The 21,575-nt window shown below is 47.5% G+C and carries 22 protein-coding genes; 2 read left to right on the top strand and 20 right to left on the bottom strand.

Going from position 1 to position 21,575, the window contains the following annotated elements:
- Positions 1 to 7: 7 nt before the first annotated feature.
- The 17 genes from CHL76_RS03175 to CHL76_RS03095 form a co-directional block, all read right to left on the bottom strand.
- Positions 8 to 280, bottom strand: coding sequence for a YggT family protein (locus tag CHL76_RS03175; RefSeq protein WP_022792702.1), 273 nt, complete (start codon positions 278 to 280; stop codon positions 8 to 10).
- Positions 281 to 298: 18 nt separating this feature from the next.
- On the bottom strand, positions 299 to 727 hold the full coding sequence (locus CHL76_RS03170; protein WP_079476104.1) for a cell division protein SepF: 429 nt from the start codon (positions 725 to 727) through the stop codon (positions 299 to 301).
- A gap of 60 nt (positions 728 to 787) precedes the next feature.
- Entirely contained in the window at positions 788 to 1,465 is a 678-nt protein-coding gene (locus CHL76_RS03165; RefSeq protein WP_233133204.1) for a YggS family pyridoxal phosphate-dependent enzyme, read from the bottom strand.
- Between the two features lie 18 nt (positions 1,466 to 1,483).
- Positions 1,484 to 2,293 carry a peptidoglycan editing factor PgeF gene (gene pgeF / locus CHL76_RS03160; RefSeq protein ID WP_079476102.1) on the bottom strand — a complete coding sequence of 270 codons (810 nt, stop codon included), beginning with the start codon at positions 2,291 to 2,293 and terminating at the stop codon, positions 1,484 to 1,486.
- Between the two features lie 125 nt (positions 2,294 to 2,418).
- Entirely contained in the window at positions 2,419 to 3,594 is a 1,176-nt protein-coding gene (ftsZ, locus tag CHL76_RS03155) for a cell division protein FtsZ (RefSeq protein ID WP_079476101.1), read from the bottom strand.
- Positions 3,595 to 3,636: 42 nt separating this feature from the next.
- On the bottom strand, positions 3,637 to 4,965 hold the full coding sequence (ftsA, locus tag CHL76_RS03150; RefSeq protein ID WP_079476100.1) for a cell division protein FtsA: 1,329 nt from the start codon (positions 4,963 to 4,965) through the stop codon (positions 3,637 to 3,639).
- A 211-nt stretch (positions 4,966 to 5,176) separates the two neighbouring features.
- Positions 5,177 to 6,076, bottom strand: coding sequence for a cell division protein FtsQ/DivIB (locus CHL76_RS03145; RefSeq protein ID WP_094907858.1), 900 nt, complete (start codon positions 6,074 to 6,076; stop codon positions 5,177 to 5,179).
- Positions 6,077 to 6,105: 29 nt separating this feature from the next.
- The gene (murB, locus tag CHL76_RS03140; RefSeq protein WP_094907857.1) at positions 6,106 to 7,026 is read right to left on the bottom strand and encodes a UDP-N-acetylmuramate dehydrogenase; all 921 of its coding nucleotides are present in this window, start codon (positions 7,024 to 7,026) and stop codon (positions 6,106 to 6,108) included.
- Between the two features lie 160 nt (positions 7,027 to 7,186).
- Positions 7,187 to 8,542 carry a UDP-N-acetylmuramoyl-L-alanine--D-glutamate ligase gene (gene murD, locus CHL76_RS03135; RefSeq protein WP_094907856.1) on the bottom strand — a complete coding sequence of 452 codons (1,356 nt, stop codon included), beginning with the start codon at positions 8,540 to 8,542 and terminating at the stop codon, positions 7,187 to 7,189.
- Positions 8,542 to 9,513 carry a phospho-N-acetylmuramoyl-pentapeptide-transferase gene (mraY, locus tag CHL76_RS03130; RefSeq protein WP_079476096.1) on the bottom strand — a complete coding sequence of 324 codons (972 nt, stop codon included), beginning with the start codon at positions 9,511 to 9,513 and terminating at the stop codon, positions 8,542 to 8,544. The genes murD and mraY overlap by 1 nt, the downstream gene beginning before the upstream one ends.
- A gap of 27 nt (positions 9,514 to 9,540) precedes the next feature.
- The gene (locus CHL76_RS03125) at positions 9,541 to 11,007 is read right to left on the bottom strand and encodes a UDP-N-acetylmuramoyl-L-alanyl-D-glutamate--2,6-diaminopimelate ligase (protein ID WP_094907855.1); all 1,467 of its coding nucleotides are present in this window, start codon (positions 11,005 to 11,007) and stop codon (positions 9,541 to 9,543) included.
- Between the two features lie 175 nt (positions 11,008 to 11,182).
- Entirely contained in the window at positions 11,183 to 13,450 is a 2,268-nt protein-coding gene (locus CHL76_RS03120; protein ID WP_094907854.1) for a penicillin-binding protein, read from the bottom strand.
- Positions 13,451 to 13,557: 107 nt separating this feature from the next.
- Positions 13,558 to 13,926 (bottom strand): cell division protein FtsL, encoded by a 369-nt coding sequence (gene ftsL, locus CHL76_RS03115; protein ID WP_079476093.1) that lies wholly within the window; start codon positions 13,924 to 13,926, stop codon positions 13,558 to 13,560.
- A complete protein-coding gene (gene rsmH, locus CHL76_RS03110) occupies positions 13,926 to 14,885 on the bottom strand; it encodes a 16S rRNA (cytosine(1402)-N(4))-methyltransferase RsmH (protein ID WP_094907853.1) in 960 nt (319 codons plus the stop codon). Before rsmH ends, ftsL begins: the two co-directional genes overlap by 1 nt.
- A gap of 36 nt (positions 14,886 to 14,921) precedes the next feature.
- Positions 14,922 to 15,353 (bottom strand): division/cell wall cluster transcriptional repressor MraZ, encoded by a 432-nt coding sequence (gene mraZ / locus CHL76_RS03105; RefSeq protein ID WP_022792688.1) that lies wholly within the window; start codon positions 15,351 to 15,353, stop codon positions 14,922 to 14,924.
- A 151-nt stretch (positions 15,354 to 15,504) separates the two neighbouring features.
- Positions 15,505 to 17,127: a bacillithiol biosynthesis cysteine-adding enzyme BshC gene (gene bshC / locus CHL76_RS03100; RefSeq protein ID WP_079476090.1), complete on the bottom strand. Its 1,623-nt coding sequence runs from the start codon at positions 17,125 to 17,127 to the stop codon at positions 15,505 to 15,507.
- Positions 17,128 to 17,160: 33 nt separating this feature from the next.
- Positions 17,161 to 17,544, bottom strand: coding sequence for a DUF3397 domain-containing protein (locus CHL76_RS03095; protein ID WP_233133209.1), 384 nt, complete (start codon positions 17,542 to 17,544; stop codon positions 17,161 to 17,163).
- Between the two features lie 222 nt (positions 17,545 to 17,766).
- Between CHL76_RS03095 and CHL76_RS03090 the strand changes: the two genes are divergently transcribed.
- The gene (locus tag CHL76_RS03090; RefSeq protein WP_079476088.1) at positions 17,767 to 18,285 is read left to right on the top strand and encodes an N-acetyltransferase; all 519 of its coding nucleotides are present in this window, start codon (positions 17,767 to 17,769) and stop codon (positions 18,283 to 18,285) included.
- Between the two features lie 56 nt (positions 18,286 to 18,341).
- Here CHL76_RS03090 and rpmF read toward each other — a convergent pair whose 3' ends face one another.
- Together rpmF and CHL76_RS03080 are read right to left on the bottom strand one after the other, a co-directional pair.
- A complete protein-coding gene (rpmF, locus tag CHL76_RS03085) occupies positions 18,342 to 18,515 on the bottom strand; it encodes a 50S ribosomal protein L32 (RefSeq protein WP_079476087.1) in 174 nt (57 codons plus the stop codon).
- 54 nt (positions 18,516 to 18,569) lie between these two features.
- Positions 18,570 to 19,112, bottom strand: coding sequence for a YceD family protein (locus tag CHL76_RS03080; RefSeq protein ID WP_079476086.1), 543 nt, complete (start codon positions 19,110 to 19,112; stop codon positions 18,570 to 18,572).
- Positions 19,113 to 19,282: 170 nt separating this feature from the next.
- Here CHL76_RS03080 and CHL76_RS03075 point away from each other — a divergent pair, with 170 nt between their 5' ends.
- Entirely contained in the window at positions 19,283 to 20,479 is a 1,197-nt protein-coding gene (locus CHL76_RS03075) for a nucleotidyltransferase (protein ID WP_079476085.1), read from the top strand.
- On the opposite strand, the gene CHL76_RS03070 is transcribed toward CHL76_RS03075, so the two are convergent.
- Entirely contained in the window at positions 20,476 to 21,537 is a 1,062-nt protein-coding gene (locus tag CHL76_RS03070; protein ID WP_158219053.1) for a SepM family pheromone-processing serine protease, read from the bottom strand. The two genes, CHL76_RS03075 and CHL76_RS03070, sit on opposite strands and share 4 nt — an antisense overlap.
- Positions 21,538 to 21,575: the final 38 nt, after the last annotated feature.

Raw genomic sequence — 21,575 nt, 5'->3', positions numbered from 1 at the left:
ACCTCAATTAAAACAACGCACCGGCATTAAAAAACAGCGCCCGTATGCCTGATTCTGCAAAAAAGAGTACAATGATGGCCACAATTGGTGAAATATCAAGCGGGCCGAGCGGTGGAATAAATCGGCGGAACGGCTCCAAATATGGTTCGCAAATCGAGCCGATAAACTGGCCGATCGTAGATTCTCTCGCATTTGGGAACCAGGACATGAAAATATAAACAATTAAAACAATACGGTAAATACTGATTAAACTGATCAACAAAGAACCTATAAGCTGCATAATCCCTCCCCTTTCTTTTTAATAGTGCTCATCCCTTTCTGAAATGATTTCTGTAATAGCGCCCGAAATATCTACATTTTCCGGCGCACAGAAAAAGATCTGGCTGCCAACCTTCTGAATATCCCCGCCGATAGCATAAACAGTACCGCTTAGAAAATCAACGATGCGCCGGCCCTGATCCTTTGGCACCCGCTGCAGATTGATGATCACTGCTTTCCGGCTGCACAGGTGATCGGCAATATCCTGTACTTCCTCATAGCTGCGCGGCTCCAAGAGCATCACCTTCGAGGACTTCTGCACACTCTGCAGGCTCACCACGTTGCTTGGCGCCGCCCCCTGCTTGTTTTCATGCTGGGCATATTGCTCTTCTTCAGAAAGAGGAACTTCCTGTTCGACAACATCGTCGTCCATTTCAAAAAAACGCCGGAACTTCGAACGCAAACTCATCTTCTCCTCTCCTTTTTACACAGAGATACCGGCTGCTTTGTTACTTAACGCCGGAGTCTTTTATTCACCTACAAGCGAAGTGCCGAGCCGGATATGAGTAGCGCCTTCTTCAACAGCTACCATATAATCGTTGGACATTCCCATAGACAAATAACTGCAAGGCGCATGAGCCCAGCTTTTTTCCTGAATGTGTCCGCGCAACTCATTCATCTGCCGGAAAACCGGCCGGGTTCGTTCAGCATCCTCTTCAAATGGGGCGAGCGTCATTAATCCTACGATTCGGAGCCGGGGCAGTTTCATCAGCGATTCAATGAACGGTTCCACCTTTTCCGGGGAAAGCCCTGCTTTGCTTTCTTCTCCCGAAACATTCACCTGCACGAAGCATTCGGTAACTGTTTCTTCGGACCGTTTGTTGATTTCTTCTGCCAGGCTCCAGCGGTCGAGTGAATGAATGTATGCACATTTACCGATAATTTTTTTTGCTTTTTTTGATTGGAGGGTACCGATAAAATGAATGTCCGCCCGGCCGGAAACAGCTTCGTATTTTTCAAGTGCTCCTTCCACACGGTTTTCCCCTAAATTGGTTATTCCGGCGTTCACTGCCTCTATCGCGCGCTCCGGGGAGACATACTTTGTAACAGCAATGCATGTTACCTCCCCCGGGTCCCGGCCGGAGGCTTCGCAGGCACGGCCGATATTACGTTTTATCGCTTTCCAGTTGGATTCCACAGTGTTCAAGTGCAGCATCCTCCCTGCCTATATAATATAGATATAACTCATCATTCGTCCAGTTTTCCCGTTTTCACGGCGATGGGAGAAAAACAGCTCTTCCTCAGCGTAAGTACAGTAACGGCTAACAACAATACGTTCGGGAGCTATTCCTGCACGTTCAAGCAGAAGCCTGTTAGCAGTCTTTAGGTCAAGCTCATACCGGCCGTTTGCCTTTTGAATCCACGGCTTATGGTATAAAAAAACTTCTTTATCCTGAAAAGATTGGATGACTGCTTCATTTACCTCATAGTTGGCTCCGGATATCGACGGCCCAATGGCAGCATACATCTGCTCCACCGGGACTCCCTTCTCTATAAAAGCACGTACCATTTCTCCGCCGATGTCCGCTGCAGTTCCTTTCCACCCGGCGTGGGCCAGCCCGGCCACTGCAGAGCTCTCTGTATAAAAGAACAGAGGTACACAATCAGCATAAAAGCTCACAAGCGTAACGTCCTTCGATTGCGTAATTAGGCCGTCAGCTTCCGCCACAGCGGTCTCTCTTTGCTCACTGCCTTTGCCTGCATCGCTTTGGCCCACTTCCACAATCCGGCTGCCGTGGACCTGCTCCTCGGCAATCCACGTAGATAACGGGCGGTTAATATGCCTGGCAGTGATCATGCGATTATTTATAGTGGTATTATTGTCTTCCCCTACATGGAAAGCCGTATTCCGACTTTCATAAGGCGGCTTTCCTATGCCATCTGTTCTGGTGGTAAAACCGGCGGCCACTGCTGGACTTTTCGTTTCCAGCTGAAGAATGCCGTTTGTTAAAAGATGAAACGGCTCGTGCTTCATGCCATCATGCCCTTTCTGCTTATTGATCGGTTTGCACAAAACTCATCGCTTTATTATCCGTGTGCTCCAGCGAAGAAAAGCGGGCCGTGTCCGGCCCGCTTTTTTCTTCTATCGCCTGCCCCGCTTTAGCGGCGGCGCCGGTTGCGCAGAAATGTTGGAATATCGAGTCCTTCGTCTTCCTCCTGTCCCTCTCTGGACGATTCGTTTTCAGAAACAGGCTCTTCCTTCCATTCCTGTTGAGGCGCAGGCTGCTGTGGCTGCTGCGGAGCCTGTTGTCTTGACGGCTGCTGCCGGGAAACAGTCTGTCGGCCGCCGCCGCGTGTTCCCTGCGCGCTCCGCTGATCTTCACTATCCTGAAAGCCGGTCGCAATAACAGTAACGACGATCTCATCTTTCAGGTTTTCGTTAATCACTGAGCCGAAGATCATATTAACATCTGTATCCGAAGCTTCAGATACAATCTCAGCAGCTTCGTGCACTTCAAACAGACTCAGGTTGGAGCCGCCGGTGATGTTCATCAGGACGCCCTGGGCGCCTTCCACAGATGTTTCAAGCAGCGGGCTTGAAATGGCTTTCTTTGCTGCTTCCACGGCCCGGTTCTCTCCAGTGGAAATACCAATTCCCATCAGCGCAGAACCTTTTTCACTCATGATGGTTTTTACGTCAGCGAAATCCAGGTTGATAAGACCCGGCACCGCGATCAGGTCACTAATGCCCTGTACACCCTGGCGGAGAACGTTGTCCGCTTCACGGAACGCCTCAAGCATTGGTGTGCTTTTATCTACGATTTCAAGCAGACGGTCGTTTGGAATTACAATCAACGTGTCCACTTTCTCTTTCAGGGAAGAAATGCCATTGGAGGACTGCACTGCACGCTTCTTGCCTTCAAACGTAAACGGGCGTGTAACGACACCTACTGTCAAAGCCCCGATTTCTTTAGCTACTTCAGCAATCACCGGAGCCGCACCAGTACCTGTGCCTCCGCCCATGCCAGCTGTGATAAATACCATATCGGCACCAGTCAGCGCTTCCTCGAGCTGTTCTTTACTTTCTTCCGCAGCCTTTTTCCCGATCTCCGGGTTCGCGCCGGCGCCAAGGCCTCTAGTCAATTTCCCGCCTAGTTGAAGCTTTGTTTCTGCCTCTGATAATTTTAACGCCTGGGCGTCTGTGTTTACAGCAATAAATTCGACTCCCTGTAAACCGTTCTCGATCATACGATTCACAGCGTTCGAACCGCCCCCGCCGACACCGATGACTTTAATCTGGGCTAGCTGGTCCATATCCATTTCAAATTCCAACATATGTGGTCCTCCTATATAGTCGTTTTATCCATCGTTACTTAATTATTCAAAGAAAGATTTAAATACGCTTCGCATCCGCTCTTTAAACCCAGGCTCTTCCGGATCTTTTTCCTTTGTCCGGTTTTGCTGGCGCGTGCTTGAACCATTGCGGTAATTAGAGTCTCCTGCTGAAGCCGGACGGTCTGATTCAGCGTATTTCTCAGAGCGTCCTGCGGCTACAACGGACTCCTCCCCACTATGAACCTTCATGCTTTTATATGCAAATTCAATCAAGCCAATGCTTGCGGTGTACGTTGGCTCACGGACACCGATGTAGTCCGGCATGGCAAGACGGACATGCTGTTTCCAAATGTCCTGGGCAAGCTCAAGCGTTCCCGGCATCATGACTGCCCCTCCGGTTAACACGTAACCGCCGGGCAGATCATGATAACCCATGCGGGAGATCTCCTGCTGTACTAATGTAAGAATTTCTTCCATTCTTGGCTCGATTATCTCTGCGAGTTCGAGCTGCGTGAATTTTTTCTGGTCGTTGTTGCCAAGCGTCTGAATCGAAAATGACAAATCATCCGAAGCGTCATCGATAAAGGCGTGGCCATGCTCAAGCTTCAAGCGCTCCGCTTCTTCTGCAGTCGTTCTGATGCCTACAGAAATATCGTTGGAGATATGGCTGCCGCCGATCGGAAGAAAGGACATTGTCTGGAGCTGCCCTTCCTGAAACACAGAAACCGTGGTTGAGCCGCCGCCAATATCAATTAATGCAACGCCAAGAGAACGCTCGTCCTTTGATACGGCTACACTCCCTGAAGCCAACGGCTGCAATACAATATCTGCGATTTCCAGTCCTGCTCGCTCCACACAGCGTAGTAGGTTATGTAAAGCGGTTTTAGCTCCTGTAATAATAGTCCCTTCCATTTCCAGACGGGTGCCGAGCATGCCACGCGGGTCTTTAATTCCGTCCATTCCGTCTACAATAAACTGGGCTGGAATGATATCAATAATTTCTCTGTCAGGCGGTATACTCATTACATGCGCTGCGTCAATGACCCTTTCTACATCCTCATCCTGAATCTCGCGGTCTGTGCTTGATACAGCCACGATTCCATTACATGCCCGCATTTCCACTTGATTGCCGTTAATTCCTACAATGACTTGCTTTACTTCCAGATCAACCATTCGTTCAGCCTGGTCTACAGCCTCTTTAATCGCTTTAACCGTTTCATCGATATCGACGATCGCGCCTTTTCTCATACCGATAGACGGCGCCCGGCCGACTCCAATAATTTTCAAGGCGCCACCGCTCATATCTCCGATAATCGCTCGGACAGACGATGTGCCGACATCAAGACTGACATACAAATTTTCACTGTTCAAGGTTGGGCACCCCCTTATAGATCTATTTTCGCTTCAACGTTATAGCTATTACATCTTTTATAATTCCATACGCAACAGAATGTTTCCGGTTGCGCTTCCATTAATAATATATGGCAGTATTTTTGGGTGAGTTAAGAGAAATACGCCTTCTTTTCAGTCTACAACAACTATCTTCAATGGAAAAGGCAATTTTCAAACAATATTCATTCTTTTATCGTTCAGCTTCATTACCACTATTGTTTTCTTCTGATTCAGAAGAACTTCCTTCTGCTCCCTCAGGAGTATTGTTTCCTTCGATAAAACTCTCCTCAGGAACTTCCTGTGTCCCTTCATTTCCTTGCACAGATCCTTCTTCCGATTCTGTTGCTTTAAAGTACGGCGCTCTCATCATGTAAAGCACTCCATCCTGGCCGGCCTCAATGTTTCTTGCAATAGATGGATACGATCCCATGTATTCTGCAAAATCTGATACAGAGCTGCGTACCTCCAGACCATCATTCATATAAAGAGTAATATTGTCTTCATTACTCTCAGAAGGCTCGAAATACACTTCTGAAATCCGGTTGGTTACCCCCTCGCCAAGTTTACCAAGCTCTTCAGCAAATGCTCCGAGTCTGTCTTCATTATTAAAATTCTGCAAAAGCGGCGCATCGGCGGGAAGCTCCTTGTTTACCTTTTCTGTCAGCGTATGGCCGTTTTCAAGCACTGGGGCGTAAGCTTCTTCTGCCTGGGTGTAGGCAACTTTTTCATACTCAGTAACTTCAATATTTACGGTCGCTGGCCAAGATCTTGACACTTCTGCTTCTTCGACTTCCGGCAGTTGTTCTACATTATTTTTAATCACGTTTCTGTCCATTTCCCAAATATTCGTACCGACCTGGACCCCGCTCTCTTCTTTAATAGCCTGCTTCTCTGTAAAATGGGATCCACTCGTTTCAATACTACGGATATGACTTAACGGAGATTGAAAATAGATAACCAGCCCAATCAGAATAAAAAACACAGCCAGATAGATGAACAGCCGCCGTCGAGATTTTTGCCGGCGCTGCTCTTTTAAACTGGGATGGTGTTCTTCGAGCGAGACCAGCTTGCCATCATTTGGCTTCCTCACACCGCAGTCCTCCTCTATTCCCTCGCGTATCAGCTATCGGCTGATCTTCTTTTTACGATTTCCACTTCGGTCTCGAGGTCAATGCCGTAAGCATCTTTAACGGAGGAACGGGCTTTTTCAATTAAAGCAAGCACATCAGATGCTTTGGCGTTCCCTATGTTGACAATAAAGTTCGCATGCAGCTCTGATATCTGCGCCCCGCCGATCACGTGCCCTTTTAGCCCAATGTTTTCAATAAGCTCCCCGGCATGGTCCGGAAGAGGGTTTCGAAATACGCTTCCGGCGCAAGGGTGGGCCCACGGCTGCGTCTCTCTTCTGTACTCTTTGTAGTCCTGCATTTCCTTAAAAATGACATCCCTTTCGCCCTGTTCAAGTTTCAATCTGGCAGCAACACATATGCCTTTGTCCGACTGGAGCCTTGAGGTACGGTAGGCAAATCCCATCTCCTCATTTGGTATCCACTCCATTGTGCCATCTGGAAATAAGATTAGAGCTTCCGTCAGAACCTTCGACATGTCAGAGCCATGGGCCCCAGCATTCATAAATACTGCACCGCCCACACTCCCCGGGATCCCTCCGGCAAATTCCATGCCTCCGTATCCGTCTCTGCTTAGAATTGTAGCAAGCCGTACTAAAGGATAACCCGCTTCCACAGTAACTGTACCGTTATCATTTTCCATATTGGCGAGCTTTGTGCCAAATTTCAACACTACCCCTTCAATGCCTTCATCATCCACCAGCAGGTTTGAGCCCCGGCCGATAGCACGCCATGGCAGGTGTTCTTCCTGAATCCATTTCATCGCGTTCGTCAGCTCTTCTACGCTTGTCGGCTCAATCAGCCAATCTGCCGGACCTCCAATCTTCCAGGTCGTATGCTTTTCCAGTGGTTCATCTTTCATTACTTTTCCAAAGTCTTCAAAGTCCCACGCTGATTCCGCCTCTTGTCCCATGTAATCCCCTCCTGTTTTCTTATTCATTTATTTCAGGTTCCCTGGATTCATCACATTTTTGTTTTTATATACTCTCTTTTAACGAATGCATCATTTCGATCCATTCCTGAAGCCACCTTACGAAGGTGGCTTCAGGAGTGGAGCAAACCCGCACTCCTTCTCACCTGTACTTTCCGACGCATTCTATAAAGGTCCGGCCGCGTTCTTCAAACGTCTGGAACTGATCCCAGCTTGCACAGGCAGGGGAAAGCAATAGCACGTCCCCACTTTCAGAGAGCTGAAAGCCTTTATCCACAGCATCTTCCAAAAATTCTGTACGGTGAATTTCAGTTACTCCTGCTTCCTGTGCAGAGGCCGCTAGTTTATCTCTCGTCTGGCCATATGCGACTATTGCTTTGATTTTTTGAAAAGAATCTATCAGGTCATCAAAGGTATTACCACGGTCGAGTCCTCCAGCGAGCAGTACTACCGGCTCTTCAAAAGCTTCAATTGCTTTTTGGGTAGAGAGCATGTTTGTAGCTTTGGAATCGTTATAAATTTTACGCCCATTCACGATTCCACTAAATTCGAGACGGTGCTCGATGCCGTGAAAATCAGATAACGCCGATTCAATAGCTTCATTGGAAGCCCCCAGTACTTTTGCTGCTGCAATAGCCGCGAGCATGTTCTCTTTATTGTGCGCCCCGGGCAGAGAGGCACGGTCCAGAGCCATTACCGGCTCCGTTTTAAAATAAAACATACCGTCTTTAATGTATGCTCCGCCTTCACAAACTGAGGAAGTTGAAAAGGGTACGAGCGCCGCGCCGGAACGCTCTGCAATTCGCTTAACTTCTTTCTGGTCATAATTATAGACCGCTGCATCTTCTTTCGTCATGTTTTGAAAGAGCTTCGCTTTGGACTGCTCGTAATCATTCCGTGACCCGTGATAATCCAGGTGGGCATCAAAAATATTTAACAGTACGCCAACCTTGGGACGGAACTGCTGTATTCCTTTCAGCTGAAAGCTCGAGACCTCTGTAACCATAATCTGGTTCTTTTTGATTTGAGGAGCTACTTCACACGCCACCTTCCCAATATTACCAGCTACAGCCGCTTCCCTGTGGTCCTTTTTGAAAATGGCCTGGATTAATGAAGTGGTGGTTGTTTTCCCGTTTGAGCCTGTAATGGCTACCATTGTTCCTTCACAAAGCGCTGCCGCAAGCTCAATCTCCGTAATAATATTGAAATTTTTTTCCACGGCTTTTTCAATAAATGGGTGATGGTAAGGAATACCAGGGTTTTTAACAATGACCGAAAACGGTTCATCAAGCAAGGAAAGCGGGTGGTCTCCTGTAACCAACCGTATTCCAAGATTTTCAATCTCCTGCAGCGAGGCATCTTCTTTCACCGCTTCTTTCCCGTCATTCACTGTTACCTCTGCGCCGGAACGATGCAGTAGCTTTGCAGCCGCCAGTCCGCTTTTAGCCAGACCTACTATCAGTACTTTTTTTCCTTTATATTCTTCTAAGCGATCCATTATAAAAACACCTCTAATGCGACCCCGGACAGCCCGGCAGCAGCGCCTACTACCCAAAAAGCAGTAACGACCTGCCATTCCGACCAGCCTGATAGTTCAAAATGATGATGAACCGGGCTCATTTTAAATACTTTTTTTCCTCTTAATTTGTATGACATCACCTGGATAATAACGCTTAGTGTCTCCAAAACAAATACGAGGCCGATCACAATCAATGTCAGTTCGGTTTTTGTCAAAATTGCCACAGCAGCAATCGCTCCTCCGAGTGCCAGAGAACCAGTATCTCCCATAAAAATCTTTGCCGGGTATTTATTGAAGATTAAGAAGCCAAGCAGGCTGCCTACCACTGCAAACGAAAACAATCCGATATCCATGTACCCAAGCGAAAAAGCAACCAGGGCGTAGGCTGCAAATGCCATCGTTCCAGTACCGGCCAACAGCCCGTCCAGCCCGTCCGTCAGATTTACGGCATTAGAAGCTCCGACGAGCATGACAATAATAAGAAAGAAATAAGCCCAGCCAAATTCGAGCGACCACCCCGTACCCGGCACAGCTACGCTTGTATCAAACGTGCCGTTGTACAATACAATAAAAAAGATAAATGCAATAACAATCTGGCCAACCAGCTTCTGTATACTTGTAAGTCCCAGATTTCGCTTCATCACAATCTTAATGAAATCATCCAAAAATCCAAGGATGCCGAATCCTACAGTCACAAGTAAGAGGAGCCATATTTCCGTGGTGTATCCGACAAAAAGTGGCAGAACGATGAGAGCGGTGGCTAAAAGCCCCGCAATGATCATTACACCTCCCATCGTCGGGGTACCGCCTTTTTTCTGATGAGAGGCCGGCCCCATTTCTCTTATGCTCTGGCCAAATTTCAACCGTTTTAAAGCGGGAATAAGCAACGGTGCCGACACCGCACATATGGTAAATGAAACTATTGTTACTATTAAAGCTGCAAAACCCATTAAGGGAGCTCCTTTCAGTACGAAACGCTACGCCTGTTTATTATTTTTTCTGACTGCTTCTTTTGCTACTTTGCGGTCATCAAATGGCAAAGTTTGATCTCCTACTATCTGGTACGTTTCATGCCCTTTGCCTGCAATGAGCACGGTGTCTCCGGCTCCTGCCAGGAATACGGCACGTTCGATCGCCTTTTCGCGGTCTTCGATTATTTCATATGTGTTCCCGGTAAATCCTGCTTCCATCTGCTCTAATATGCTAACCGGGTCTTCTGAACGCGGATTGTCTGAGGTAAGGATCACCATATCGCTGAACTTTTCCGCAACAGCTGCCATCTTCGGCCTTTTTTCTTTATCTCTGTCGCCCCCGCAGCCTATTACGGCATAAAGACGTCCTTCAGTCATCTCCCGGGCTGTTTGGACTACATTTTCAAGTCCGCCTGGAGTGTGCGCATAATCAACGACAATCGTACTTTCCTGCCCGGCTTCTACAGCTTCAAACCTGCCGCTTACCCCCGGGGCATGTTTCAGTCCATCCACGATACTTGTGACTGATACATTTTCTGCAATACAGGCAGCAATAGCTGCAAGAGCATTGTACACATTGAACTTCCCAAGCAGTGGATATTCCACTTCGGTGCTGCCCCAAGGAGTATGCAGCGTAAAGGATGTTTTGCTCCCTGTCGTGTTTATATTCTCAGCGTAAATATCATTATTTTCACTGAGACCGTACGTAAGCACTGGCACTGTGGTTACTGCTTCGAAGTAAGCGGAAGCTGCGTCGTCACCATTTAAAACTGCTGTACTCAGCTCTCCTGCAAAGCTGTTGCCTAACTGGGAAAACAGAAGGCCTTTCGCATTTCTGTAGCTTTCCATCGATCCGTGGTAGTCCAGATGGTCCTGGGAAAGATTCGTAAAAACTGCTGTACGAAACTGTACGCCTCGTACGCGTCCCATCTGCAGGGCATGAGACGACACTTCCATCACGCAGCTTTTCACCTCTTTGTCCCTCATACCGGCAAACAGCTGCTGCAGCTCGAGAGATTCGGGTGTCGTGTTATTTGTCTCTATGGACTCACTTCCAATTTTGGCATACATTGTGCCGATTAAACCTGTCTTTGTCTGCTCTTCGTTCAGGATGGATTCGACTAAATGACTGGTAGTCGTTTTACCATTCGTTCCAGTAATACCTATTACACGAACATCTTTTGTAGGATGATCGTAAAAATGATCCGCAGCGTAGGCCATCACTTTCTGCGTATCTTTTACGAGCCACACCGGCGCTTCAACATCTACATGCCGTTCAGCTATTACCGCTGCAGCTCCGTTATTTACTGCCTGGGAGGCAAAATCGTGGCCGTCGACTTTTGTTCCTTCAATACAAAAAAACAGACCATTTGGGGTGACTTCCCTGGAATCCATATGTAAACTTTCTATTTCTTTATCTTCGCGTTCAAGCCTCACCATTATGCTTGGAATAATATCTGTAATATATTTCATTTCCGTGCCTCTTTTCTATCCGGAGCAAGTGTTTACCACTAATTATAGAAAAAATGTGTTTCGCCCTTCCCGGGTGTCTTTTAATGAACATGCACGCAGAGAACGAAAAAAGTCCTCTGCGTACACCCCACTCATTCTAATGTGAACAATCAAGCATGTCATGGGGCAATCGTCATTAGTTTTCTGCTGGTGCTTCACTTTCTTCTGGCTGTTCTTCCCCGGGGCTTCCCTCTGTTTCCTGGGGAGAAGCCTCTTCCGGCTGCACTTCATCGTTTTCATTTTCTTCAGCATTTTCTTCTTCTGCCGGCTGCTCTGTCTCGGCGTTCTGCAGCTCGTCCGGAGGCACCAGCTCCACTTCCATTTTTTCAGCAGCGCTTACGGCCGTCCCCGGATCAACCGATTGGGTGCTGACATAGCCCGAACCGTTTGCCGTTATATCGACCTCCAGCAGTTTTTCGAGACGCTGGATCTCCCGGAGGGACCATCCACTGACGTCCGGAATGCTTTTCTGGCCGTTCGTCAGGAAGATTACTTTTTCACCTACAATCAGGCGCTCTGTCTTTGTCGGGATCTGATTTTCGACCTGATTTCCGCTGCCGATGACTACCGGCTCGAGACCGGCTTTCTTAGCGGCTTTTTTAGCCTTTTTTACTGACTTCCCAGTGTAGTTTTCAAATTCAATGCCAGATTCTTCATACGCCTTGTTGTCTTCAACATCCGAAGGGGTAAGGTTCATGTATGAAAGGCTCTGCTGCATCACCGGATTAAAAATAGCACTCACGGCATCAGAGCCAGTTTCTGTCGGCTCCAGCTCCGGACGGTCCACAACAACATAAACAATAATTTCCGGATCGTCCACCGGGGCCATACCAATGAAGGAAAAAATGTTTTGGTTTTCTCCACTCAGATATCCTCCTCCCTCAGGGTCAGAGATCTGGGCTGTACCAGTTTTTCCTGCAACCTCGACTCCATCAATCTGATACGGAGCCCCAGTGCCATGTTCACCTTCAATAACGGTTTGCAGCTTTTCCCTTGTCTTTTTAGCCGCTTTCTTACTGATCGGCTCCCCTGCTACTTTGGGCTCGGATTCATACGTTGTTTCGTTGTTGTTCGGGTTTTCAATATGATCGATCACATAAGGCTGCATCATTTTGCCATCATTAGCGATGGCAGTAGCCCCCTGAATCATTTGAATAGGAGTGACTGTAGACGCCTGCCCAAAGGCTGTTATACCAACGTTTAATGGGGTTTCTTCCGCTAACGCCCCGTCCGCCTCATTCGGGAGATCAATCCCGGTTTCCTGGCCGAATCCGAATTTTTCCAGATAATTAAATAGGGCTCCTTCAGGCAGAATTTCAAGCGCAATTCTCATAAATGCTACGTTCGAAGAACGGCGGAGCCCTTCATTATAAGTGATTTCGCCCCAGCCTTCCCCGTTGTTATGATCCCGGATCGTTTCTCCGGACACGTTATATGTGCCGGATTCATAAGTATCTTTGCCTTCAAAGACGCCTTTATCAATCGCAGCAGCCAGCGTAAAGATTTTCATCGTCGAGCCGGGCTCAAACTGGTCGGACACAGCATAATTGGTATAATTTTCGATTTCTTCATATTCATTCGGGTTGAAGCTCGGCCGGTTGCTCATTCCGAGGATTTCACCGCTGTCTGCGTCTGCCACAACGCCCATCATTTTGTTTGGATTGTAGTTTTCTTCCACCTCTGACATCGACTGTTCAAGCACGCTTTGAATATTGCCATCCAGTGTCAGGTAAACGTCTTTGCCATCTTTAGCTGTGTTCGTCGTTGTCTCATCTTCGTCAAGAAGAGCATTCTCTTCCGATTCTGTTCTCGTGCCGTCTTTACCGGTCAATTCTTCATTTAACCCGGCTTCGAGCCCCATGTGAGCTTCTGACATATCCCGGCTCATGTAGCCAAGGACATGACTTGCAAACGTCTGGTTTGGATAATAACGCGTCGGCTCTTCACGAAAATGTATGCCTGCGAGGCCAAGCTGTTCAATTTCTTCTCTTTCAGATAACGTTAAATACTTGCTTCCTGAACCGAGTTCCACCTGATATTGGTCGCGGTTGAGCATTTCTTTCAGCTCTGCTGCTTCCATGCCGATCAATGGACCGAGTTTTTCAGCTACTTTAGCTGGATTTTTCACGTGATCATCGTAGGATTCATCGAGCACTGCATAAACCGAATAGGATGGCACCTGTTCTGCCAGCGGTTCGCCCTTCTTATCGAAAATAGTCCCCCGCTTCGCCTCGACGGTTTCAGTTGTAGTATACCTGGAGTCTGCCATACTTGCCAGGTCATTGCCCTCTACCGTTTTTCCCACTTGAATATAGACCATGCGGCCCGTGAAAATAAGGAAAAAAATAGAGACAGCAAGGACCAATAGGAGCGCCCGCACTTTCGTACTTTTCAATTTCTTCATGCTGAGAACGTTCACCACCTGAGTTTTTACATGTAACGGGGCCGCTGGTTAACTTGCAAGAAGGGAGCGGTACTGCCGTGTCCCCACGGTTTCCCCTCCCTTCTGTGTTAGTTCTGTTCTGTTCCGTTTACAACTTGAATATTTTCGTCCTTCATTTCCATGCCCAGTTCATTTTTAGCGTAATCCATGATGCGCTCCGGTGAACTAAGTTCAGCCACCTGCAGTTCAAGGTTTTGATTCACCTGCTGCTGCTCCTGGATCTGTGTAGCGGTCTGGTCGATTTGCTGATCCTGGGCGTGTATGGTGGCAAAATTCGAAACGATGAAAAAGGAGGCGATTAGAATCCCGACAATGACCGCAGTCATAATCAGTTTTTCACCTTTTGTAATACCACCGCGAACGTGGTACTGGACTTTTTTATGTACTATTTGTTTGTCTTCCTGCTGGCGTTTTATCTGCTGTGCCAAATTCTCCATTATTTTTTATCCTCCTCGCGTTTTTCGATGATTCGAAGCTTCGCGGAAGCCGCCCTTGGATTTTGCGTAAGTTCATCTTCTGATGGCAGGATCGGTTTCTTTGTGACCAGGTTGAAATCTGGTTCTGCTTCATCGGGCACGACCGGGAGTCCCTTCGGAAGCGGAGGTGGAGAACTTTTCTGTTTAAACAACTTTTTACAAATCCTGTCTTCTAACGAATGAAATGTTATGACACACAATCTTCCGCCGGGCGCTAACATGGTCAGCGCATCGTCAAGCGCTTCTTTGAACACATCAAGTTCATTATTTACAGCAATTCGCAAAGCCTGAAAAGTCCGCTTCGCCGGATGCCCGCCTTTTCTCCTGGCCGGTGCAGGTATTGCACTTTTGATGATTTCCACTAGTTCTTCGGTTGTTTCAATACGGTGATCTTCACGCGCTTTTTCGATTTTTCTGGCAATCTGTTTTGAGAAACGCTCTTCCCCGTATTCTGAGAGAATCTGCCAGATTTCCTGAAACGATGCTTCATTGACGATGTGTGCTGCTGTACGCTCCTGCCGGTGCCTATCCATCCTCATGTCAAGCGGGGCATTATAGCGGTAGCTGAACCCTCTTTCCGGCCGGTCGAACTGCGGTGATGACACTCCAAGATCGAATAATATCCCGTTTACCTGCTCAGTATGAAGCTCGAGCAGTTCTTCTTTTAAAAACTGGAAATTGCTATGTACGATCCTGAAATTTTCTCCATAAACCCGGAGCCGCTGCTCTGCATGAGCGATCGCTTCCTCATCCTGGTCAAAGGCTATTAAAAGGCCCTCGGAAGAAAGCTGCTTCATGACTTCTTCACTGTGTCCGCCGCCGCCGAGAGTACAATCAACATACACCCCGTCCGGACGAATATTCAGCCCCCGGACTGATGCTTCTTTCAATACGGTTTCATGTTCAAATTGTGGCGGCACTTCTATTCCTCCGGCAAAAACGTGTTTGATACTGCGCTAAAAATCCAGGTCGGCCATGTTTTCTGCAATGTCTGGAAATACTTCTTCTGATTCTGCATAATATTCGTCCCATTTGTGTTTATCCCATATTTCTACTCGGCTGCTTACCCCGATGATCATACATTCTTTTTTTAATTCTGCATATTGGCGGAGGGTGGTTGGAATCATCGAACGCCCCTGTTTATCAAGTTCGCATTCTGACGCTCCTGAAAAGAAAAAACGGGTGAATGCCCTTGCATCTTTTTTTGTGAAAGGCAAAGCTTTTAATTTAGTTTCAATGCGTTCCCATTCGTCATATGGATAAACAAACAAGCATCCATCCAGACCACGGGTAACGACGAAAGAATCTCCCAACTTCTCCCGAAAACGGGAGGGTATAATAATTCTTCCTTTATCGTCCATATTATGTTGATATTCTCCCATAAACATATGGACCCAACCTTTCACCACTCCTTACATTTAAGTTACCACATTCCCCCACTTTGTACCACTTTTTCCGGAAAATTTTTTAACAAAAAAAAAACTCCCCGATATTTCGGGAAGCTTTCAGCCGGATAACGTATAAATTAGTGTGCAGATGCTACAGTAATATAATATTCTGCCGGCCGCTTTTCCATTCTGTTTCGGCAGCCGTCTGCGCCGGAAGAAAGGCGCCGAATTCGTTTAACATAAATAAAATATTAACCTGCCTTTCCGCCGGTTCCCGGCGAGGATACAGGCGGCCGATAATTAACTCCAGCCGCCGGACATGTATCTGCACTCTCCGCTCCTGCTCTGCATCCAGCCGTTCTCCAAGGTAACAGGTTTCTTTTTCAATCCGTCTCCAGTTTTCTTTCGCAAAACTTTCCTGTGAAGGAAACTGGCGAATCCATTCTTTAGCAAGAGCTGCATGAGCTTCTTTCATTTCTTCCAACGCCTGGAGGGCTTTTGCTTTCCCGTCCACTTCCAGGGCAGCGCGGCGCACCTCCTGGAGTTTTTGTTCGAGTAAAGGTAAATCCAGCAGCATTCTATAGGGAACATTCTCTTTTTCAGCGGCCTGCTGTACCTGACGGGTGACATAATGCACTTCCATACGCTTTTGCACCACCGGCATCCGCATGCCGAGTAATTCAAACAATGGCTTTAAAAGAGACCAATACTGCATTTCCCCTGGCCCTGCCACAAAGTGCAGAACCGGGAGCATCTGCTCCTGCATCAGCGGCCGGGTAATTACGTCAGTGCTGAAACGGGTGGGTTGGCGCACTGCTTCTTCTAGTAATTTCTCCGTCCCCACAGTTTTTCCCGATCTCCGGCTCCTCCAGGCTCCATCTTTATATTCAAGCAGATGTCTCACGTAGTTTATATGATAGAATAGATGCCCGCTGTCAAAATTGATGCCCGCGACCTCGTCGTATCCCGCTGCCTTTCTTTCAGCTGTGCCCTGATAAACAGCCGCATTTATTTTATCTGGATCGGAAAGCAAAGTTTTAAAAAGCGGCTTTCCCAGTTCTCTCCATTCCGGCTGCTGCGGATCCATCATGATAAGTTTTGTATCCTTAAACAGCCAGCGCATCATCTCTGCAAAAAACTGGGACCACGACCTTGAACGATTCAAAAGCACATACACTTCATCTCGTAATTCTTTCGTAAATGGACTTTCGCGGAGCTTTGAAAAAGCTTCTTCCACGAACGCTTCCACTTCCGCTGCTTCAAACGGCTGCTCTGACACAGGCACATTCGGCAGAAAGTTTCCTTCGAACCTCGTTTTATCTAAATGCCCTTCAGCCGGGAAATTGACGTGGTTTACTTCCTCCCAGTCATGATCTTCCCCTGCAATCCAAAACAATGGAAGGACCGGACGCCCAAGCCGCTTCTCCTCCTGATCTGCAAGCTTTAGCACTGATAATGCCTTGGAAATTACCAGCGAGGGGCCGGTGAGCATGCCAGCCTGCTGGCCGCCCGCTACCACCACGGCCTCGTCATTGTCCATTTTTTCAAGAGCCTTGACCGCTTTATCCCCATAATACAGCCCGCCATTATACTTCTGCAGAAGCTGCTTTAAGTACCTGCGCTCAAAGGACCGGCCGTCTAAATAACGAAGCCGGTCCTCTACCCCCTGATTTTCCCCAGTGTAATGAAAGAGCTTCCTGGCACCGGGCCTGCCCGCTTGATAGTCATGTAAAAAATAATCGGTTTCTATTGGTTGTTCGTACAGAACTTTCATGTCAAACTACCTTCCTTCACGCCTTGCTCCGTTCTATGCCATAATCTGCAGATAGGCCCAATATCCGGCTAAGAGGATGTATCCTGCCGCAAATATAAAAAAGCTGCATCTCCATATGCCTTTCAGCACCCGAAAAAACTCCAGCTCCTCGCGGGAATGATAATGAATAATGGAAATCACGACAGCGCTGGCCAGAATCACTAAATAAATGACCCACAGGTAGGATTCGTTCCACAGGTCACTTGACCATCTATGGACCGAAGCGATGAACAACAGCGTAGTTGAGTCGCAGGCGGCCCTGAAGGCATATGCTTTTCTTTTCGTTAATTTTGCCGTGACCAGATAGGCTATGTACCAAAAAACCAGCGGCAGCGCCAAGCCTGCTTCCATTAACCATCCATATATCTGCTGTAGCATATTTGTCACTTTCCCTCATCCAGTTTGCTCTCATTTTCTTAACTCTATCACATTAAACCACAATACTATTAATGAATTATAGATGTCTCAAGCATTTTAGCATATCTCTTCTCTCCGGACTAGTAGCACCGCACGATCCAAACGGACGACTTTTCACTTTTCGACTTTAAGCGTTTTCGTGTATAATGAAGTTGGAAGTTATTAGTGAAGGAGGCCAATCGCATGAGTGGAATTGAAGTTGTACCATTACTCATAAACTACAAGACATTAGAAGAATTTCAAAACTTCAAAGAAGTTGGCGCTCAAGAGCTTTCTATGCAGGAAGAGCTCGAGGAAAACATCATGGAAAACGACATCCGTTCTCCATTTTACGGCATCTATTTTGGAGGCCGGCTGGTCGCACGTATGTGCTTATATACAATTACCGGCAAATATGACCGCTTTTTTGATCCTCCCCAGGACTACCTTGAACTCTGGAAGCTTGAAGTACTCGAGCCATACCAGGGACGTGGTTTTGGCGAAGAGCTTGTCAATTACGCAAAGAGCTTTGAGCTGCCGGTTAAAACAAACGCACGGCAGCGTTCAGATGATTTCTGGCTGAAAATGGGCTTTGAGCCCGCAGAATATAACCCGGTCAGGGACCGTGGCGAAAATCCATATGTCTGGTATCCAAAAGGGGTACAGCCGCAGAAAGCAGAGGAGCTAACTGCAGAACCACCGCTTTCTGACACTGAATCATAAGCAATGCCTTTCCGATATCATAAAAAAACAGGGCGCCGAAAACGGCACCCTGTTTTTTATTTTTCTACAACTGTTTCGCCTTTGTAAGAACCGCAGTTTCTGCACACACGGTGAGATAGTTTCTGCTCTCCGCATTGTTCACATTCTACCATACCTGGTACTGCTACTTTTTGATGAGCTCTGCGCATACGTTTACGGGTCTTAGAAGTACGTCTAAAAGGTACTGCCATGATTCCCACCTCCTTATAAGATAAAGATTATTTCAACCAGTGAATGATTTTGGATCAGCTGGAGCCTTTATCGAAATACTTCGATAAATCAGCCATTCTCGGATCAACTTTAGGAGCTTCCTGCTCCCGTTCCTTTATTAATTCATCCTCCGAGATTACCCGCCAGTCGTCTCCACTTTGAGGAGCAAGCGGCTCACCGTCCCCTTCTTTGGCGAAAACTCTGAAGGGCATTTCAAGGAAAATGTTTTCTTTAATATATGGGAGAAGATCGACAAAACCATCTTCTGGCTCGTGTTCATTAATGTTTTCTTCGTCCGCCGGCATACCGTCCAGCCGAAATGCTTCAAACATTTCCACATCAAACGGATGGTGGACATCCGCGAGCGTCCGTGCACATGGTAGTATCATTGTTCCTTTTAACCGCAGGCTTACATGGAAGGTTTCTTCAACGATCGATCCTTCGCCCTGAACCTGCACGGCACTGATATCCCTTAATTCTTTGTCACGCTCAATCATTTCTGATACATCTGCGCTGCCTTCAATGTTAAACGATTGTTCGTGCTTCTTTGAAAGTAACTGCTGGATACCCCATTTCATTGGATCCACCTCCAGACAACAAGAGTAATTATATCCATCGAAACGACCTTTGTCAATATTTTTTCTTTACAGTAAACCCTTTTGAACTCTCGAAAAACATCGTATCATGAATAAAGAAAAGAGAAAAGCGATATTTACCGAAAATACCCTAGTTGAAAGGCGGTCCTATCATGAATGTCTTAGGAATGGTTGTCGAATACAATCCTTTCCATAACGGCCACCTCTACCATCTCGAACAGGCCGGCACCCAAAGTAACGCGGATGTAGTCGTATGTATAATGAGCGGCCCTTTTCTCCAGCGGGGTGAACCAGCTCTCGTTCCTAAAAGAGAGCGGGCGGAAATGGCGCTCTCGAGCGGCGCCGACCTTGTTATTGAGCTTCCGTACATGTTCGCCTGCCAGCACGCCGACATATTTGCTGCGGGGGCTGTTTCCATCTGTAGAGAGCTTGGCATTACTCATTTGAACTTCGGGAGTGAACATGGAAAAGCTGCCCCATTTGTACAGCTTGTTGATTTCCTGCACACCCACAGGGGCCGTTTTGATGAGCGCGTCCGCTTTCATATTCAGGGAGGCTGCAGCTACGCCAAAGCAAACGAACTGGCATATAGAGACTTGGAGGCTCCGGGCTCGCTGCCGGACTTGAGCCAGCCAAACAATATCCTCGGCTTTCATTACACAAACGCTGCCGCCCGGATGTATCCCTCGCTTCACATAGGCACCATCAAACGTAAAAACGCTTCTTATCACGATATTTCTCCGCGGGATCCGTCTATCGCGAGCGCCACCAGTCTCCGGCACATGCTTGAAAGAAACGAAGATATCAGTGCTTATATCCCTGAGGCGTCCAGGCGTATTCTAGCCGGCCTTCCAGCCCTGCGCTATTGGGAGGATTACTTTTCAGTTCTACAGGCAAAAATGCTGACCATGCCCACCGCCGACCTTGCCTCTCTCTATGATATGTCCGAAGGCCTCCATCACCGCATGCAGCGCCTGATGAAAGAAGCAACCGGCTTCGGGCAGTGGCTGCAGCTGGTTAAAACGAAGCGCTATACTTTAACACGGCTGCAGCGCACCGCAGTACATCTATTGACCGGCCTTACAAAAGAGGAAGCTCACGCAGCCTCTGATGGCCAGCACGTTGATCACCTGAGGGTGCTCGGCATGAATGCACGGGGGAGAACTTATCTAAATAAAGCTAAAAAGAATATTTCTATCCCTCTTTACACAAAAATGACTAATAAAAAAACGCCGCAGCTGGCTGTGGGCGAAAGAGCTGATACTGCTTATGCGCTTTTGCTTCCACCTTCTGAAAGACAGAAAGAATGGCGGAGAGATTATGACCTTCCGCCCCTTCTGCTTTTTTAAGAATTGCTTTCAGCTTTTTTTAAATCGTTTTTCAGATACTCCACTGCTTCCTCCAGCGTTGCCACTGGCACCACTTTCATATCACTGTTGATGCTTCGTGCCGTCTGCCTGGCAATTTCATAATTGGACGGAGAAGCCATGCCGGCATCCGGGGCAAAAAAGACATCTATGTCCTTTTTATCCGCTGCGACGATTTTTTTATCTATTCCGCCAATTGGGCCAACTTCACCCTGTTCATCAATGGTCCCGGTGCCGGCTATTTTTTTTCCGCCTGTAATATCTTCTTCTGTAAGCTGATTGTATACTTCAAGGGCAAACATCAAGCCGGCGGAGGGCCCACCTATGGAGCCTGCATCAATTGTGGCCTCTGGGTTAAGAGAAACGGACCTTTCTGTATAAGGATACAATATTCCAAGACCCGAGCTTTCTTCCTCCCCTGTCGAGGCCGGAAATGATTCCACAGCTATCTCTGCTTCCATCTGCTCTTTATTTCGCTGGAAGGCTATAGTTGCTTTCTCGCCGGTCTCTATGCCCTCAATCGCGTTGTTTAATTCCTCAAGTGTCTGAACCTCTCTGCCATTGACCGCCTGGATCAAGTCTCCTTCCTCGAGCTTTTCTGCCGCATCCATTCCATCAATAAAATCACTGGCCCTTACTCCGCGGTATTTTACATTCACTGTCTTTCCAGCCGCTTCATACGCTGCTATTTCTGCAGACTCCTGGGAGCTCTCCATCACCTGGCGCTGGCGTTCAAAAAATTCTTCCTCACTTTCATCTCCGAATTGGTAGGAATCCTTTGGGGAAAGCTCCCGGTAAGGAGAAAATACCGACCATAAAGCGAGCGCCGGGGTAGCTCCCTGCTGGTAAACAGTCGTTAAATACATCTCACCGGACTCCCCGGCTCCCTCCTCCACCTCTACAACGGAGGACAAGCTGGCCGCTGAGCCCGGCTGTATATAATAATACGGGAGAGGCGCCTGCGTTAATATAAGCACAACAGCTGCTATGACAGCCGCAGTAATAATCCGCCGCATTTTCCTGTTTCGGTTGTGATACATGGTCTTCATCCTTTATTAAACGATTATTCTTCATCATA

The sequence above is a fragment of the Marinococcus halophilus genome (assembly GCF_002265875.1).
Taxonomy (GTDB): domain Bacteria; phylum Bacillota; class Bacilli; order Bacillales; family Marinococcaceae; genus Marinococcus; species Marinococcus halophilus.
Note: the sequence above shows the minus strand (reverse complement) of the source record. Positions and strands in the feature narration are given on the sequence as shown.

What these genes read in the sequence shown, in the direction of transcription:
- ftsL (WP_079476093.1), bottom strand. Translation starts at nt 13,926, where the DNA reads ATGGAGAATTTGGCACAGCAGATAAAACGCCAGCAGGAAGACAAACAA.
- CHL76_RS03125 (WP_094907855.1), bottom strand. Translation starts at nt 11,007, where the DNA reads ATGAAATATATTACAGATATTATTCCAAGCATAATGGTGAGGCTTGAA.
- CHL76_RS03080 (WP_079476086.1), bottom strand. Translation starts at nt 19,112, where the DNA reads ATGAAATGGGGTATCCAGCAGTTACTTTCAAAGAAGCACGAACAATCG.
- pgeF (WP_079476102.1), bottom strand. Translation starts at nt 2,293, where the DNA reads ATGAAGCACGAGCCGTTTCATCTTTTAACAAACGGCATTCTTCAGCTG.
- CHL76_RS03090 (WP_079476088.1), top strand. Translation starts at nt 17,767, where the DNA reads ATGAGTGGAATTGAAGTTGTACCATTACTCATAAACTACAAGACATTA.
- murD (WP_094907856.1), bottom strand. Translation starts at nt 8,542, where the DNA reads ATGGATCGCTTAGAAGAATATAAAGGAAAAAAAGTACTGATAGTAGGT.
- rpmF (WP_079476087.1), bottom strand. Translation starts at nt 18,515, where the DNA reads ATGGCAGTACCTTTTAGACGTACTTCTAAGACCCGTAAACGTATGCGC.
- mraY (WP_079476096.1), bottom strand. Translation starts at nt 9,513, where the DNA reads ATGGGTTTTGCAGCTTTAATAGTAACAATAGTTTCATTTACCATATGT.
- murB (WP_094907857.1), bottom strand. Translation starts at nt 7,026, where the DNA reads ATGGGACAAGAGGCGGAATCAGCGTGGGACTTTGAAGACTTTGGAAAA.
- CHL76_RS03120 (WP_094907854.1), bottom strand. Translation starts at nt 13,450, where the DNA reads ATGAAGAAATTGAAAAGTACGAAAGTGCGGGCGCTCCTATTGGTCCTT.
- CHL76_RS03175 (WP_022792702.1), bottom strand. Translation starts at nt 280, where the DNA reads ATGCAGCTTATAGGTTCTTTGTTGATCAGTTTAATCAGTATTTACCGT.
- mraZ (WP_022792688.1), bottom strand. Translation starts at nt 15,353, where the DNA reads ATGTTTATGGGAGAATATCAACATAATATGGACGATAAAGGAAGAATT.
- CHL76_RS03075 (WP_079476085.1), top strand. Translation starts at nt 19,283, where the DNA reads ATGAATGTCTTAGGAATGGTTGTCGAATACAATCCTTTCCATAACGGC.
- bshC (WP_079476090.1), bottom strand. Translation starts at nt 17,127, where the DNA reads ATGAAAGTTCTGTACGAACAACCAATAGAAACCGATTATTTTTTACAT.
- ftsZ (WP_079476101.1), bottom strand. Translation starts at nt 3,594, where the DNA reads ATGTTGGAATTTGAAATGGATATGGACCAGCTAGCCCAGATTAAAGTC.
- CHL76_RS03170 (WP_079476104.1), bottom strand. Translation starts at nt 727, where the DNA reads ATGAGTTTGCGTTCGAAGTTCCGGCGTTTTTTTGAAATGGACGACGAT.
- CHL76_RS03070 (WP_158219053.1), bottom strand. Translation starts at nt 21,537, where the DNA reads ATGTATCACAACCGAAACAGGAAAATGCGGCGGATTATTACTGCGGCT.
- CHL76_RS03095 (WP_233133209.1), bottom strand. Translation starts at nt 17,544, where the DNA reads ATGCTACAGCAGATATATGGATGGTTAATGGAAGCAGGCTTGGCGCTG.